24 protein-coding genes are annotated in these 12,233 nt (G+C 27.8%); all 24 read right to left on the bottom strand.

Going from position 1 to position 12,233, the window contains the following annotated elements:
* Positions 1–456, bottom strand: a 456-nt coding sequence (locus WC356_06040) for an EMC3/TMCO1 family protein (protein ID MFA5382705.1), incomplete at its 3' end; no start/stop codon positions are given.
* 12 nt (positions 457–468) lie between these two features.
* Entirely contained in the window at positions 469–1,014 is a 546-nt protein-coding gene (locus WC356_06045) for an adenylate kinase (GenBank protein MFA5382706.1), read from the bottom strand.
* A gap of 14 nt (positions 1,015–1,028) precedes the next feature.
* Positions 1,029–2,516, bottom strand: a complete 1,488-nt coding sequence (gene secY, locus WC356_06050) for a preprotein translocase subunit SecY (GenBank protein ID MFA5382707.1) — start codon at positions 2,514–2,516, stop codon at positions 1,029–1,031.
* Positions 2,503–2,934: an uL15m family ribosomal protein gene (locus WC356_06055; GenBank protein ID MFA5382708.1), complete on the bottom strand. Its 432-nt coding sequence runs from the start codon at positions 2,932–2,934 to the stop codon at positions 2,503–2,505. Before WC356_06055 ends, secY begins: the two co-directional genes overlap by 14 nt.
* A gap of 17 nt (positions 2,935–2,951) precedes the next feature.
* On the bottom strand, positions 2,952–3,380 hold the full coding sequence (locus tag WC356_06060; protein MFA5382709.1) for a 50S ribosomal protein L30: 429 nt from the start codon (positions 3,378–3,380) through the stop codon (positions 2,952–2,954).
* A 10-nt stretch (positions 3,381–3,390) separates the two neighbouring features.
* Positions 3,391–4,029 (bottom strand): 30S ribosomal protein S5, encoded by a 639-nt coding sequence (locus WC356_06065; protein ID MFA5382710.1) that lies wholly within the window; start codon positions 4,027–4,029, stop codon positions 3,391–3,393.
* Positions 4,026–4,619, bottom strand: a complete 594-nt coding sequence (locus WC356_06070) for a 50S ribosomal protein L18 (GenBank protein MFA5382711.1) — start codon at positions 4,617–4,619, stop codon at positions 4,026–4,028. The genes WC356_06065 and WC356_06070 overlap by 4 nt, the downstream gene beginning before the upstream one ends.
* 12 nt (positions 4,620–4,631) lie before the next feature.
* A complete protein-coding gene (locus WC356_06075) occupies positions 4,632–5,201 on the bottom strand; it encodes a 50S ribosomal protein L19e (GenBank protein MFA5382712.1) in 570 nt (189 codons plus the stop codon).
* A 9-nt stretch (positions 5,202–5,210) separates the two neighbouring features.
* Positions 5,211–5,567 carry an eL32 family ribosomal protein gene (locus WC356_06080; protein ID MFA5382713.1) on the bottom strand — a complete coding sequence of 119 codons (357 nt, stop codon included), beginning with the start codon at positions 5,565–5,567 and terminating at the stop codon, positions 5,211–5,213.
* 5 nt (positions 5,568–5,572) lie between these two features.
* Positions 5,573–6,076 carry a 50S ribosomal protein L6 gene (locus WC356_06085; GenBank protein MFA5382714.1) on the bottom strand — a complete coding sequence of 168 codons (504 nt, stop codon included), beginning with the start codon at positions 6,074–6,076 and terminating at the stop codon, positions 5,573–5,575.
* A gap of 9 nt (positions 6,077–6,085) precedes the next feature.
* Positions 6,086–6,472 carry a 30S ribosomal protein S8 gene (locus tag WC356_06090; protein ID MFA5382715.1) on the bottom strand — a complete coding sequence of 129 codons (387 nt, stop codon included), beginning with the start codon at positions 6,470–6,472 and terminating at the stop codon, positions 6,086–6,088.
* 8 nt (positions 6,473–6,480) lie between these two features.
* On the bottom strand, positions 6,481–6,663 hold the full coding sequence (locus WC356_06095; protein MFA5382716.1) for a 30S ribosomal protein S14: 183 nt from the start codon (positions 6,661–6,663) through the stop codon (positions 6,481–6,483).
* A gap of 11 nt (positions 6,664–6,674) precedes the next feature.
* A complete protein-coding gene (locus WC356_06100; protein MFA5382717.1) occupies positions 6,675–7,178 on the bottom strand; it encodes a 50S ribosomal protein L5 in 504 nt (167 codons plus the stop codon).
* The gene (locus WC356_06105) at positions 7,178–7,888 is read right to left on the bottom strand and encodes a 30S ribosomal protein S4e (GenBank protein MFA5382718.1); all 711 of its coding nucleotides are present in this window, start codon (positions 7,886–7,888) and stop codon (positions 7,178–7,180) included. Before WC356_06105 ends, WC356_06100 begins: the two co-directional genes overlap by 1 nt.
* A 5-nt stretch (positions 7,889–7,893) precedes the next feature.
* Complete coding sequence (gene rplX, locus WC356_06110) at positions 7,894–8,250, bottom strand: 50S ribosomal protein L24 (GenBank protein ID MFA5382719.1); 357 nt, start codon at positions 8,248–8,250, stop codon at positions 7,894–7,896.
* Between the two features lie 9 nt (positions 8,251–8,259).
* The gene (locus WC356_06115) at positions 8,260–8,661 is read right to left on the bottom strand and encodes a 50S ribosomal protein L14 (protein MFA5382720.1); all 402 of its coding nucleotides are present in this window, start codon (positions 8,659–8,661) and stop codon (positions 8,260–8,262) included.
* Between the two features lie 3 nt (positions 8,662–8,664).
* The gene (locus WC356_06120; protein ID MFA5382721.1) at positions 8,665–8,967 is read right to left on the bottom strand and encodes a 30S ribosomal protein S17; all 303 of its coding nucleotides are present in this window, start codon (positions 8,965–8,967) and stop codon (positions 8,665–8,667) included.
* Positions 8,964–9,233, bottom strand: a complete 270-nt coding sequence (locus tag WC356_06125) for a ribonuclease P protein subunit (protein ID MFA5382722.1) — start codon at positions 9,231–9,233, stop codon at positions 8,964–8,966. Before WC356_06125 ends, WC356_06120 begins: the two co-directional genes overlap by 4 nt.
* Before the next feature lie 13 nt (positions 9,234–9,246).
* The gene (gene yciH, locus WC356_06130) at positions 9,247–9,552 is read right to left on the bottom strand and encodes a stress response translation initiation inhibitor YciH (protein MFA5382723.1); all 306 of its coding nucleotides are present in this window, start codon (positions 9,550–9,552) and stop codon (positions 9,247–9,249) included.
* Positions 9,545–9,856 carry a 50S ribosomal protein L29 gene (rpmC, locus tag WC356_06135; protein MFA5382724.1) on the bottom strand — a complete coding sequence of 104 codons (312 nt, stop codon included), beginning with the start codon at positions 9,854–9,856 and terminating at the stop codon, positions 9,545–9,547. The genes yciH and rpmC overlap by 8 nt, the downstream gene beginning before the upstream one ends.
* A 14-nt stretch (positions 9,857–9,870) precedes the next feature.
* On the bottom strand, positions 9,871–10,623 hold the full coding sequence (locus WC356_06140; GenBank protein MFA5382725.1) for a 30S ribosomal protein S3: 753 nt from the start codon (positions 10,621–10,623) through the stop codon (positions 9,871–9,873).
* A gap of 16 nt (positions 10,624–10,639) precedes the next feature.
* Positions 10,640–11,077 (bottom strand): 50S ribosomal protein L22, encoded by a 438-nt coding sequence (gene rplV / locus WC356_06145; protein MFA5382726.1) that lies wholly within the window; start codon positions 11,075–11,077, stop codon positions 10,640–10,642.
* Between the two features lie 9 nt (positions 11,078–11,086).
* The gene (locus WC356_06150) at positions 11,087–11,491 is read right to left on the bottom strand and encodes a 30S ribosomal protein S19 (GenBank protein MFA5382727.1); all 405 of its coding nucleotides are present in this window, start codon (positions 11,489–11,491) and stop codon (positions 11,087–11,089) included.
* 12 nt (positions 11,492–11,503) lie between these two features.
* On the bottom strand, positions 11,504–12,232 hold the full coding sequence (locus tag WC356_06155; GenBank protein MFA5382728.1) for a 50S ribosomal protein L2: 729 nt from the start codon (positions 12,230–12,232) through the stop codon (positions 11,504–11,506).
* Position 12,233 lies beyond the last annotated feature (1 nt).

Genomic DNA, 12,233 nt, shown 5'->3' on the forward strand with positions numbered 1-12,233 from the left:
TTGTTTTTTTTCAAAATGGCTTACTATAAGGCCGGCAGGTAATCCAATTATGAAAGTCATTAATACAAAAAATCCTCTTGTTCCGTATATATTTGAGGGATGAAACATAGGAATTCCAAACCCTAAATCTATTGAAAATACTGGGATAATTATAGTAATAATCCAAATTATTATTGCATATACTGGAATAATAACTATCATAGGTTTTAAACTATTAAACATTGTTTGAGTCATTAAAGGTAATATTTCTTTTTGTTTTGCTTCTGCTTCTTTAATTTTTGCCTCATTTTTGTCTTTCATTGCTTGTCTTAATTGCTTGTTTATTTCATTCATTTTAGCCTGTATTTTCATAGTTTCTTTTCTTTTTCCAATTTTTCTATTTATAAATAAGGAAAATCCCATATAGCAACAAGCAATTATAGATATTATTATTGCGTTTATTATTATTTCATCCATTTAATTACCTTCTTATTCTAAAATTTCTTTCATTCTTGGAACAGCCGAACCAACTGGTCCGCTGTTATCTAACCAAACTATTTTAGCATTGCATCTTACTGCATATACTGCTAAAAATAATTTTGAAATTTCAACAACTTCATCACACTTTTTTTTATCAAGAAATTCTTCCCGTGTTCTTGATTTATCCTGTTTAATTCTTTGTTTTAATTCAGAATATGGAACATAAACAAATACTAGTGTTTCTGGATTAAGAATTTCTAATGCTTCTTTATTTAATCCAGGATAATATCCTTTTGGTGTTGATACAACTGCATGTGTATCTAAAATTATTTTATCTTTATTTTTCATTGAAGCAATTTTTTTTGCTGCTTCCTTTTGAATTTTTATTTGTTTTTCATATTCTAATTTTCTTAACTGGTCTCTATTTTTAACAAAACCTTTTTTTAATGCGATTTCAAACATTATTGTTCCATAGTTTATAATAATAAATTCTTTTGAAAATGGTTTTAATAAAGTTGATTTTCCACTTCCTGGAGTTCCAGTTATTATAATCATATTATTTCTCCAAATTAAATTCCAAAGATTTTTCCAAATCCTGGGTGTAAGTCAAACGCATTCATTGAAGTTAATTGTTCATGGAATTTATTTAATATATTAACTGTTAGTAAAATACCAGTTCCAGTTCCTAATGCTCCTGTTAAATCTGCTAATACTGCGATTATACCTACAAATGCACTTCCTAATATAACAATTGTGGGTATATATTTATTTACTACACTTTCAATTGCTCTTGGGTCTCTTCTAAATCCAGGTATTTGGAAACCAGAAGATTGTAATTGAGAAGATACATCTTTAGCTCCCATTCCTGCTGTTTCAACCCAAAATTTACCAAATATTACACATAATATAATGAATATGATTGCATATAAAAATAAATGGATTAATTCTGGAATATTAAATATAGGTGTTGAAGATGAAGCTATTAAAGCCCAATGTTCAAAAACACTTCTTCCAGTATATAAGGGATTTGGTGATAATCCAGTCGGAGTTATTAAATATAAAAATCCATCTTGTAAGCTTGGATAAAATTCTTCAATTCCTTGCATATTTGTTCCTTTTGGTATATTAACAACCCATGCTATTGAACCTAATATATCCATTCCATTTGGCGTATCTCCTTGTGCATGTGCTGGAAGAACTGCAGCTAAGAATTGGATATTAAGAAGTAAAGCAGAAGTTAAAATAACAGGCAATACTGAAACATAAAGGAATTTAATAGGGAATCTTCCACCAACTCCTTTTGCCATTCCAAAAGATAAAGGAAGTTCTACTTTCATACCTTCTGCATAAACTACAATGATAAATACGATTATTGTAAAGTATAATGGAGTCATATAAAATATTGCATTTGGAATTGCATCTGCACCGCCTGCTTGTAATATTGATAATACTCCATTTGGATTGTTAAATCCTAATAAACTTAATGCTCCAGATACAACTGTGAATGAAACATTTGCTGCAATAAATAAACTTATTCCAGAACCAATTCCATATTTTGAAATTAATTCATCTAAGAATAATAATATTATTGAACCAAATGCGATTTGTAAAACAACAATTATTTGTATAAAAAAACTATCTGAGATTAAATCAATTCTTCCTAAAAATACGAACATAAACCCTTCAAAAATAGCTAATATTATTGCTAATAATTTTTGTACTCCAAAAAAAGTTTTTTTATCTTCTGGGTCTTGCATATCAAAATGGAGTATCCCTGCCCCATTAAATAATTGTAAAAATATACTTGCTAATACGATTGGACCAATTCCAGTAGTAAGTAAAGTTCCAATATTAGAAGCAGTAATTACTTGTAAAAATTCTAATCCTTCAGTACTGCTTGTGTCTACTCCAAAAGCAGTCAAATTAGACATTATAAAAAATAGACCTAATGCAAATGCAACCCACATTAATTTTTCCTTTAGACTTGATGGTCTTTCAGGATTTTTAATTTCAGGTAATAAATGTATTATTGGTTTTAAAAAATCAAGACTCGACATCTGGTTTTTTCACCTCTTTTTTTAGTAATTCGGTTTTTCCTCCTACTGCTTCAATTTTTTGCTTTGCTTTTTCTGTAAAAGACAATGCTTTTATATGTATCGGGAAATTTATTTTACCAGATCCGAGTATTTTTCCTTTAAATACATAAGTATCTTTAATTTTATTTTTTTCAATCATATTATTAATTTCAAAAATATTAATTGTTTTTACTGATTTATTTGTTGGTGTATCAAATCCTTTTTTATCTTTCATTCTTTGTTTTTTGTTCTTTGCACTTCTAGTCCATTCATGTTTATTCCAGCCTGCATTACCTATTCCACCTTTGTTTCCTTTACCTCTGCCTCTTTTAACATCTCCTCTTCCGTGTGTTCTTCCACCAAGATATTTTGAATTCTTTTTCTTTTTTCTTGTTAACATAAATATATCACCATTGATTAAATCATTTTATTTATTAATTCATCTATATTAGGCCATTTACCTAATGCACCTTTTGGATATGTTAATTTAACACTTTTATATCCTTTTTTTGGAGGTTTTAATCTGAAAACAGGTTTTATCCCTAATGTTTTTAAATCTGTTTTTCCATTTACAAATTTTTCTACAAAACTTGTGATGTCCTCATTTTCTATTTTTTTATCTCCAGATTTTCTTCCTCTTTTGGTAATTAATTTTTCAATCATTTTATCACTTATAGGTCCGTATGCAACATAATCCTTACAGATTTTTAACATTCCTATATATGTTGGAGAGTCATCAATAATTACACAATGATTTGCTCTTGTTAAATTTAATTTTTCCATTGTATTTTTTATTTTAGGTTTTATTCCCCACATTCCTCTTACTTTAATTATAGCTAATTTCATTATTATACACCTATGTTTTTATATGATTAAGATTATCTAATGCCTTTATTGTTGCTGATGCAGTATTGTATAAGTTTGCTGTACTTCCTCTTGCTGAACTTGATATATCATTTATTCCAGCATATTCTAAAACTTTTCTGATAACTGCATTTGCTACTAATCCAATTCCTCTTGGACCAGGAACTAATTCAACGCTTACACTGCTTACTTTTCCTTTAGTTTTAAATGGTATTGAATGATTTTTTCCACATGCGCATTCCCATGAGCCGCATCCTTTTTTTACTGAAATAATATTTTTTTTAGCATCTTTAACTGCAGATTCAATTGCTGGTTTTACTTCTTCACTTTTTCCTGTTCCAATACCAACGTGTCCTTTTTTATCTCCAATTAATACTACAACTCTAAATGTCATTTTTCTTCCGCAATCTGTCATTCTTGTTGTATTTCTTATTTCAATAACTTCATATTCTAAATCTGGAATTAAATAATCAACAATTTCAGTTTCTAATATTGGTTTTCCTTGATTAAAAATTTCTTCTAAAGTGGTTATTTTACCTTCTTTTACATTTATACCTATTCTTGTTTTTGGATCCCATGCCCCTATATCTTGTACTGCTGGTGATGGTTTTCCACTAATTCTTCTCCTCATTCATTACCACCTTTTTTGAATTTTTCTTTTGTTTGTTCGAAGGTTTTTGAAATTTCCTCAGGTTTAATATTCATTTTAATATAAGAAGAAAATATTTGTTTATATTTATTTTCATCTTTTTCTTTTAATGTTTTTGCATAATTTTCAATATGCATTCCTTTAATTCTTTCTTTAATTATTTTTTCTTTTCCTAATTCTGTTTTTAATCCTGCATCTATTGCTCCTTGTGCCCCAACAAAAACAATTGCTCCTTTTGATGGAGTTGTCATTCCAATATCAAGTACAAAATCAGTTATACCTTTTTCTTTTGCTCTTAATGCACATAAAAATGAAGTTAAATATGCCGTTGGTGAATTTCTTTTTGGATTCCAACCATATTTTTTAAGCTCATTTGAATTTACAGCTGTTATAATTTTATCTCCTTTTGCATCAAAAGTTATGAATTGAGCTTCTATTGTTTTATTCGAAGTTCTTATAACTAATCTTGGAATTTTACTTTTAATTAATGCAAGTCTTTTTTTGTAATTAGTTACTTTGTTTCTTCTCCTTTTAAAAGGAACATAATATGTTGGTCCTGTTGCTTTACCCATAATATTTCACCTTTATTTTTTCTCATTTACTTTTTGTTCTTTTTTTTCAATTGCTTTTTCTTCCTTTGTTTTTTTCTTAATTTTTATTACTTTTGGTCTTCCTTCTTTTATTTTCTTAGTAAGTTCAAGTAAATCTATTTTTTCTTTTGTTAAACTATTATCATTGATATAATGTATTAAAGAATTTTTATTTTTGAAAAATCCTCCCTTAATTTTATAGTACATATTTTTTCTAGCATCTGATTCAATTAAATTATTTTTAGACAAATATGATAATATTTCTCTTTGAATTCTTGATTTTGCCATCCATTGTTTTTTAGGCATTTTTTTAACTCTTCCCTTTCTTTTACCAATTCCTTTTTGTCTTCCTTTTTTCTTTTGTTTTTGTCTTGCTTTTGCACCAGCTCTTGAAACACCTTGTTTTTTTGTTTTATATACAATTCCATCTTTAATTAAGGCTCTAACATCATCTCTTGTTAATGCTTCTTTTACTTTTGAAGTCTCATCTGGTTTTATTTTTACTTTGTTTTCTCCTGAATGAAGCAATTCTGATGCTATTCTTCTTATAGTTTTAATCGACATTTATTTCACCTAATTTAATACTTTTATTCCTTTTTCTTTTGCTATTTTTTTTATTTTTATTCTTTTTAATTCTCCAACTTTTCCACCAATTCTTATGGCTATATCTTTACTTGCGTTTTCTACTTCTTTAATATTATTTATTATAATTTCTTTTAATCCACATGGATGAACACCATATACTGTTTTTGAGTTTTTGTATCCAATAGTTGGCCATTTTCCTGCTTGATTAAGTCTTTGTCTTTGTTTATTTCCCTGACCGCTTGGTTTTTTCCATTTATCAGCTAACCTAGATCTTTTAGATCTGTCTACATTAGGTCTTTTGAATCTTGGATGTCCTTTTTTCTTTTTTCTAATTTCTTCTGTCATAAAAATCACTCAATTTTTGGATAAATACCATCTTGGAATACCCTTGGATCCAAGTTTCTGATTTTTGTTTTTGTTATTAAGTTTGCAGCTGTTTGCCCTACTGCTTCTTTGTCTATTCCTTTAATAATAATATCCTGTCCTTTAATTTCTATTGAACTATTTTTTACAATTTTAGCAAATCTTGGATTTTTTTCTCCTATAAAATTTTTAATTTCTAATTTATTATTTTTTATTGCTAATGTAATTGGAAAATGTGAAAATACAACTTTCATATGTTTTTCATATCCGTCTTTTACCCCAATAAACATATTATTTATATGAGATTTGATTGTTCTTGCTAAAGCAAGTTTTTTCCCAGTTATAATTACTTGATTTTCTTTTTTCTCAATTGTTAATTCATGTGTTTTAAATGTTCTTGTTAACTCTCCTTTTGGTCCTTTAGTAGTAATTTGCATTCCATTTATTTCAATGGTAATTCCTTGTGGTATCTCTATTTTTTCTTCAACCATATAAAACACCTAATAAATATATGCTATAAGTCTTCCACCTACTGCATTTTCTTTTGCTTGTTTGTTGGTCATTAATCCTTTTGGTGTTGATGTTATTAATAAACCAAAACCAATTGCTGGGATATATTGTTGTTCCCATTTAGACCATTCATCTTTTTTAACTGGAAATCTTGGTTTTATTGCCGAACATTTATTTATTTTACCAATTAATTCGACTTTATATAATCTTGCGTGGCCTTCTTCAAATAATTCGTATGCTCCGATATATTTATTTTCTTGTAATATTTTTAATATCTCTTTCATTAATTTGGATGCTTGGATTATGCATTCTTTTTTTCCAACTTGTTCATGAGTTTTCATCCTATTTAATGAATCTGCCACTGTATCATTAACCATTCAATCACCTAATATTTCCTAAAGCCAATATCTTCGGCCATTTCTCTAAAGCATTTTCTACATAATTGTAATTTATAAGAATGTATAACACTTCTTGTTGAACCGCAAATTTTACACTTTGCATCATTTTTTCCTTTAAATTTTTCTTCATATGAAATTCCTTTCATATTTTTCTTTTTCTTTTCTGCCATAATAAACACCATTAAAATATTTCTATTTCAAATTTATTTTTTATAAAATTCATTGATTCTTCTTTTGTTATCTTATGTTTTTTACCAATTTTTGTTTTTTTAATTCTTCTTTTTGCTACTCTTTCTCCTTTTCTCTTTAAAGTTACACAAACATCAAAACCAATGATTCCAATACTTGGATCATATTTTAATCCAGGATAATCAATATATTCTTTAACTCCAAATGCAAAGTTTCCAAATTTATCAATTGATTTTTTTGATAATCTACTTTCACTTGCTTTTAGAGATTTTTTTAATATATCTAATGCTGTTTCTCCTCTTAAAGTTACTTTAACTCCAATTGGGTCTCCTTTTTTAATATGGAATACGGGATTTCTTGTTTGGGATAAAGTTTTGATTGCTTTTCTTCCGCTAATTCTTTCAAGTAGTATTTTTGCATTCTCTAATTTTTGGCCACCTTCCCCAGCACCAATATTTAGAGTTACCTTTTCTACAAGTATTTCTTTCATATCCATTATTCATTCACCCAGTCATTATTAATAACAAATAAATATTTTGCAACAGTAATAATTTCTTCCCCTTCTACATCTAATTTTGCAATTTTTTGTTTTGAGGTTTCTGTTTTTACAATCTCTTTTAATTCTCCTATTTTACCAGTATGTTTTCCATCCATGATATAACATTTTGCTCCGTTTTCTAATTTTAAGATTCCATTTATTTTTTTATCAACTAAAGATAAAATTATTGTATCTCCATTTTTAATGTTATTATCTGCAATTATTGTTTTACCATCGTGTAAAGATATGGTTATCTTATTATTTTTTATTTTGTTTTTCTTTACTACTTTTTCTAATTTCATTTTTGCATTTTTTTCATTAATTTCTTTTGGTACTAATTTAATATTTTTATTTAAATAAAATCTATAATGTTTATTTTCTTCAGTTAAAGATATAATATCCATTAATCCAATTGGTAGTTTATGATCTTTTACTTCTTTTCCATCTACAAGTATCTTTTTTTCTTTAATTAATTTTTTAGCTTCTTTATTTGTTTTTGCTATTTTTAATGAATCTCTTAGAATAACAGCTAAAGGTACACTTTTTTCTTTATTATGTGGACCAGGTCTTGTTCCAACAATCCATTTATGTCCTTTTCTTTTTTCCAATACAGTTATTGTAGAAGTATTGAGCCTTTTTTTATGAATTGATCCACCTTTTTTACTCATTTATTTCACCTTTTAAATATTTTTGTTCTATCTTTATCCATTTCTAATTCAATAATTTCTGTGTTTGAAGGTTTTATTGCAATTGGTTTTTCAGTTCCTTTTGCATTCACTCTTACTATTCCTTCTATATATATTATTGATTTTTTATAATTTACTTTTAGTATTTTACCTTCTTTTCCTTTTTGTTTTCCTACTTTTATTTTTACTTTATCTCCTTTTTTAATTCCAATAGTTCTCTTTTTTGTTCCTAATTTTTCTTTTACACTTTTTGAAATATGTGCTTTAATGAATTTTTTTCTTAAATGCATTGGTGCTGTTCTTATGTACTTCCTTTGTTTTTTTGGTTTTGCTGATTTAATCATATTTTTCACCTAAATTACAATTGATGCTATTGCAGCAACTTTTGGATATCTTTCTACAATTTCTCTTCCAATTGCACCTTTTATTTCTGTTCCAATTGGAATTTTCTTTTCAGGATCTATTTCTACTCCTGCATTATCTTCAAATTGAATTCTTGTTCCATCTGAACGTCTGTATTCTTTTTTTTGTCTAACTATTAATACTTTAACAACTTTTTTTCTTTTTTGTGGATTTCCTTTTTTAACAGAACATATTGCTATATCACCAACGCCCGCACTTGGATATCTTTTTCTAACTCCTTGATAATCCTTAACTCCTATTATCTCATAGATTTTTGCTCCACTATTATCTGCGCAATTTAATCTTGTTCCATTAGTTAAGGATTTTGTTATCTTTGCGGTTAATGGTTTCATATTTTATTCACCTTTTAATATTTCTATAATTGTCCATGCTTTTGTTTTGCTAATTTTTCTGCATTCTGCAATTTTTACTGTATCCCCAATTTGTGCGTTTATACATGGGGGATTATGAGCATGAATTTTTGAATGTGTTCTTGCATATCTTTTATATTTATTTATTTTTTTTGCTGTGTGTTTTTGTATTACTGCTGTTTTGCTTGATCTATTGTTTATTACTTTTCCAACTAACACACCACCACGAATTTTAATATCTCCATGTTTAAAGCAATGTTTATCATTACATTCTTTTTTTTCAGTCATTTTTTCACCTTTTTTATTCTGTCTTCAGGAGAATAACAAATTTCTTCTCCTTCAACATTCATTTTTTGATTTCCAACTTTAAATTGGAAAACACATCCTTTTTTTGGAATTATTTTTTCTCCATTTTGTGTTTCAATCAAAAACACATTTTTTTTCTCATCAATAATTTTTCCTTTGATTCCCATATATGGTTTGGATATACTTTTTGTTATCTCAACATCCAATCCAATTAATTCATGGAATTTAATATTATTTTTTTTAATCATTTTTTTACCCATTTCATTCGATTGAAATTATTTTTTCTGGATATCCCATTTTTATTAATATTTTTTTTGTCTTATTTTTATGGTCTCCTTGTAAAACAATTACTCCATCTTTTGCTGTTCCTCCACATGCAAGTTCTTGTTTTAATTGTTTTACTGCCTTATTCATTTGTTCTTTGTCGATACCTTCAATTATTGTTACCAATTTATTGAATCTTTTTTTTGTTGTGTATACTTTCAATTGTTGTGTTTCTTCTTTTTCAAGAATTTCACATACACATATATCTTTAGGTAATCCACACTTCGCGCATATTTCAGGCATTCTTTTCATCCACCTCAGATTTTTTTATTTCTTTTTTTTCTTCTGGTTTTTTACTTTTCACTTCTGTTTTTTCTTTAATAACAGGAGTTTTAATCTCTCTTTTAATATTTAATTTTTTTTCATTCATTAATGTTTTAACAATAGCAATTAATTTTTTTAAACTCTTTAATTTACCTGGATTTGGAGCACGTCCGCCTGCTTTAACTTGTGTTGTTTCTATTAATAGTTCTTTTTGAATTTCTTCAAATCTTTTTTGTAAGTTGTTTTCATCCAACACTCTTAAATTATTAATTCTACTTGTCATTATTTTTCCTCTTATTATTTTTTACCTTTTTTCTTCATTGGCATTTTCCTTTTCTTTAATGGTGCAATTCTTTTTTTCTTATCATCTTCTCCATTAGTTTCTTCGTTATCTTCTCCTCTTCTTTTTATGTTTTCAATTTCTTCTGCACCAGATATAATTTTTGGAATTTCAATTTTTTGTCCAGTTTCTTTGTCTGGGAATATTGTTCCTGGAGGTACTATTCTAACATATATACCTATTGCACCAGCTTTTGGATATGCAGCATAATGTGCTTTTCTTACTAATCTTGTTGGTTCTCCTGATTTTGGAATGTATCCTGCTAAAACTCTAAATGATCTTGCTCTGCCTCCTTTTCCTGCTAGTTTTCCAGATGCAACAATCTCTGAACCCATTGCACCAGAACTCATTATTTCTTTTAATAATCCATTTAAAATTGGTTTAACTTTTTTACCCATTTCAATATATCTACATGCTCTTTTAGCAACTAAAATTGGGTTTAAAATAGGATTTGGAGTTTCAACCACTGCTATTTGTGGATTATCCATACCAAATTCATCTTTTATAATATCAGTTATTTTTTTTATATTTTTTCCTTTTTTACCTATTACTTTTCCTGGTTTCATTACTTCAACTTCTATTCTTGTAACTATTGGAGTTCTTTGAATATTAACTCCTGAAAATCCAGATCTATCTAGTTCTTTTTCTAGGAATTTTGAAACTTTATATTTTGCAATTGAATCTTTTATGAATTTTCTTTCTATAGCCATTTTTATACCCCTAATATTAGATTTTTTCCTCAAGAATTATTTCAATAAAGGAAGTTTCATAATTTGCCATCATGGATTTTCCTTTTGGAGCAACTCTTGGGTATGTCTTTTGTTTATTTGCTGCAATGTGTGCAACATATGGATTTAATAATCCTTTTGAATCTGCATTTGCTTTTGCATTTTTTAATACTTCTAAAATAATTTTTGAAGCTTTTATAGGCCATCTACCTTTTTTTCCTCCAAGTTCTTTTCTATGTGCCATTCGTTTATTATGTTTTCTGAATCTTACTACTTGTTTTCCTTCTGAAGCATCTCTTAAAAAAGTTAATGCATTATCAGTTTCCATTCCTCTTACATTATCACAAACTGCTGAAAGCTGTTTATATGAAGCATTTACACCTTCTATCCTTGCTTTCGCACTTTTTTCTGAGCTGTTTATCATATATTTTTTCATATAATCAACCTACTTTAGAGGTACGAATTTTGAACCTCTTGTAGCTCCTACTCCAGGTCCTGAATGTGCGACTCTGCCAGTTGTATGTGCAAAATCGCCTAATCTATGTCCTAATTTATCAATAGTAATCTCAACTTTTTTGAATTCTTTTCCATTATGAATTGCAAATGTTAAACCAAGCCATTCTGGTAATATTATTGCTGAACGTATATGGGTTTTAATTGCTCTTGTTGTTTTATCATCTTTTTTTAATTTTTTTACTTTTTGAACTAATTTTTTGAATTTTAAAAATTTTGAATTCATTCTTTTTATTGTTCTTCTATCTCTAGAAGTTAATAAGTTTGAAAATTCTTCAATACTCATTTTTTGTAATTCTTCTTCTGTTTTTCCTTTATATGTTAATATTTTTGCCAATCATATCACCATTTATCCTTTTTTCTTTCTACCTGTTCTTCTTGGTGCTATATGTCCAACTTTTTGTCCTGGGGATGCGTTTCTTGAAACTGAACTTGATGTTCCAACATGATGTTGTTTACCTCCATGTGGATGTGCAACTGCGTTCATAGCTACTCCCCTAACTTTTGGCCATCTTGAATTATTTGCTTTTGATTTAAAATGTCCATGTCCTGCTGTTAACATTGGTTTTTCTAATCTTCCTCCTCCTGCAATAATACCTATTTGTGCTCTGCAGTTAGAAGTTAATTTTATTACTTTTTTACTTGGTAATTTAATTATAATATTTTCTCCTTCTTTTGCTACTAATGTTGCGTATGAACCAGGAGATCTTACGAGTTTTCCTCTATCTCCAGCTTTAATTTCTAAATTATAAATATAACTGCCTTCTGGTATTTTCCCAATTGGTAAAATATTGCCAGTATTTGTTTTTGCAGATACTCCGCAATCAATATGATCTCCAATTTTTAAGCCTTCTGTTGCAGGTAAAACTGAAATATCTCCATTTTCAAATAATATTTCCATTAATAATGATTGATGTCCTGGGTCATCTAAAAATCCAATTATTTCTCCTCTTATTGAAGATTCTTTTTCAAGAGCATCATAATTTCTAAATCCTGTTCTTGCTTTAAATCTATGACTTGGTGCTTTGTATGCTGGACTTCCTTTCCCTCTTTTTTGTTGTGTTAATCGTTTACCCATA

The sequence above is a fragment of the Candidatus Micrarchaeia archaeon genome (genome assembly GCA_041653315.1).
In the GTDB taxonomy this organism is placed as follows: Archaea; Micrarchaeota; Micrarchaeia; order Anstonellales; family JAHKLY01; genus JAHKLY01.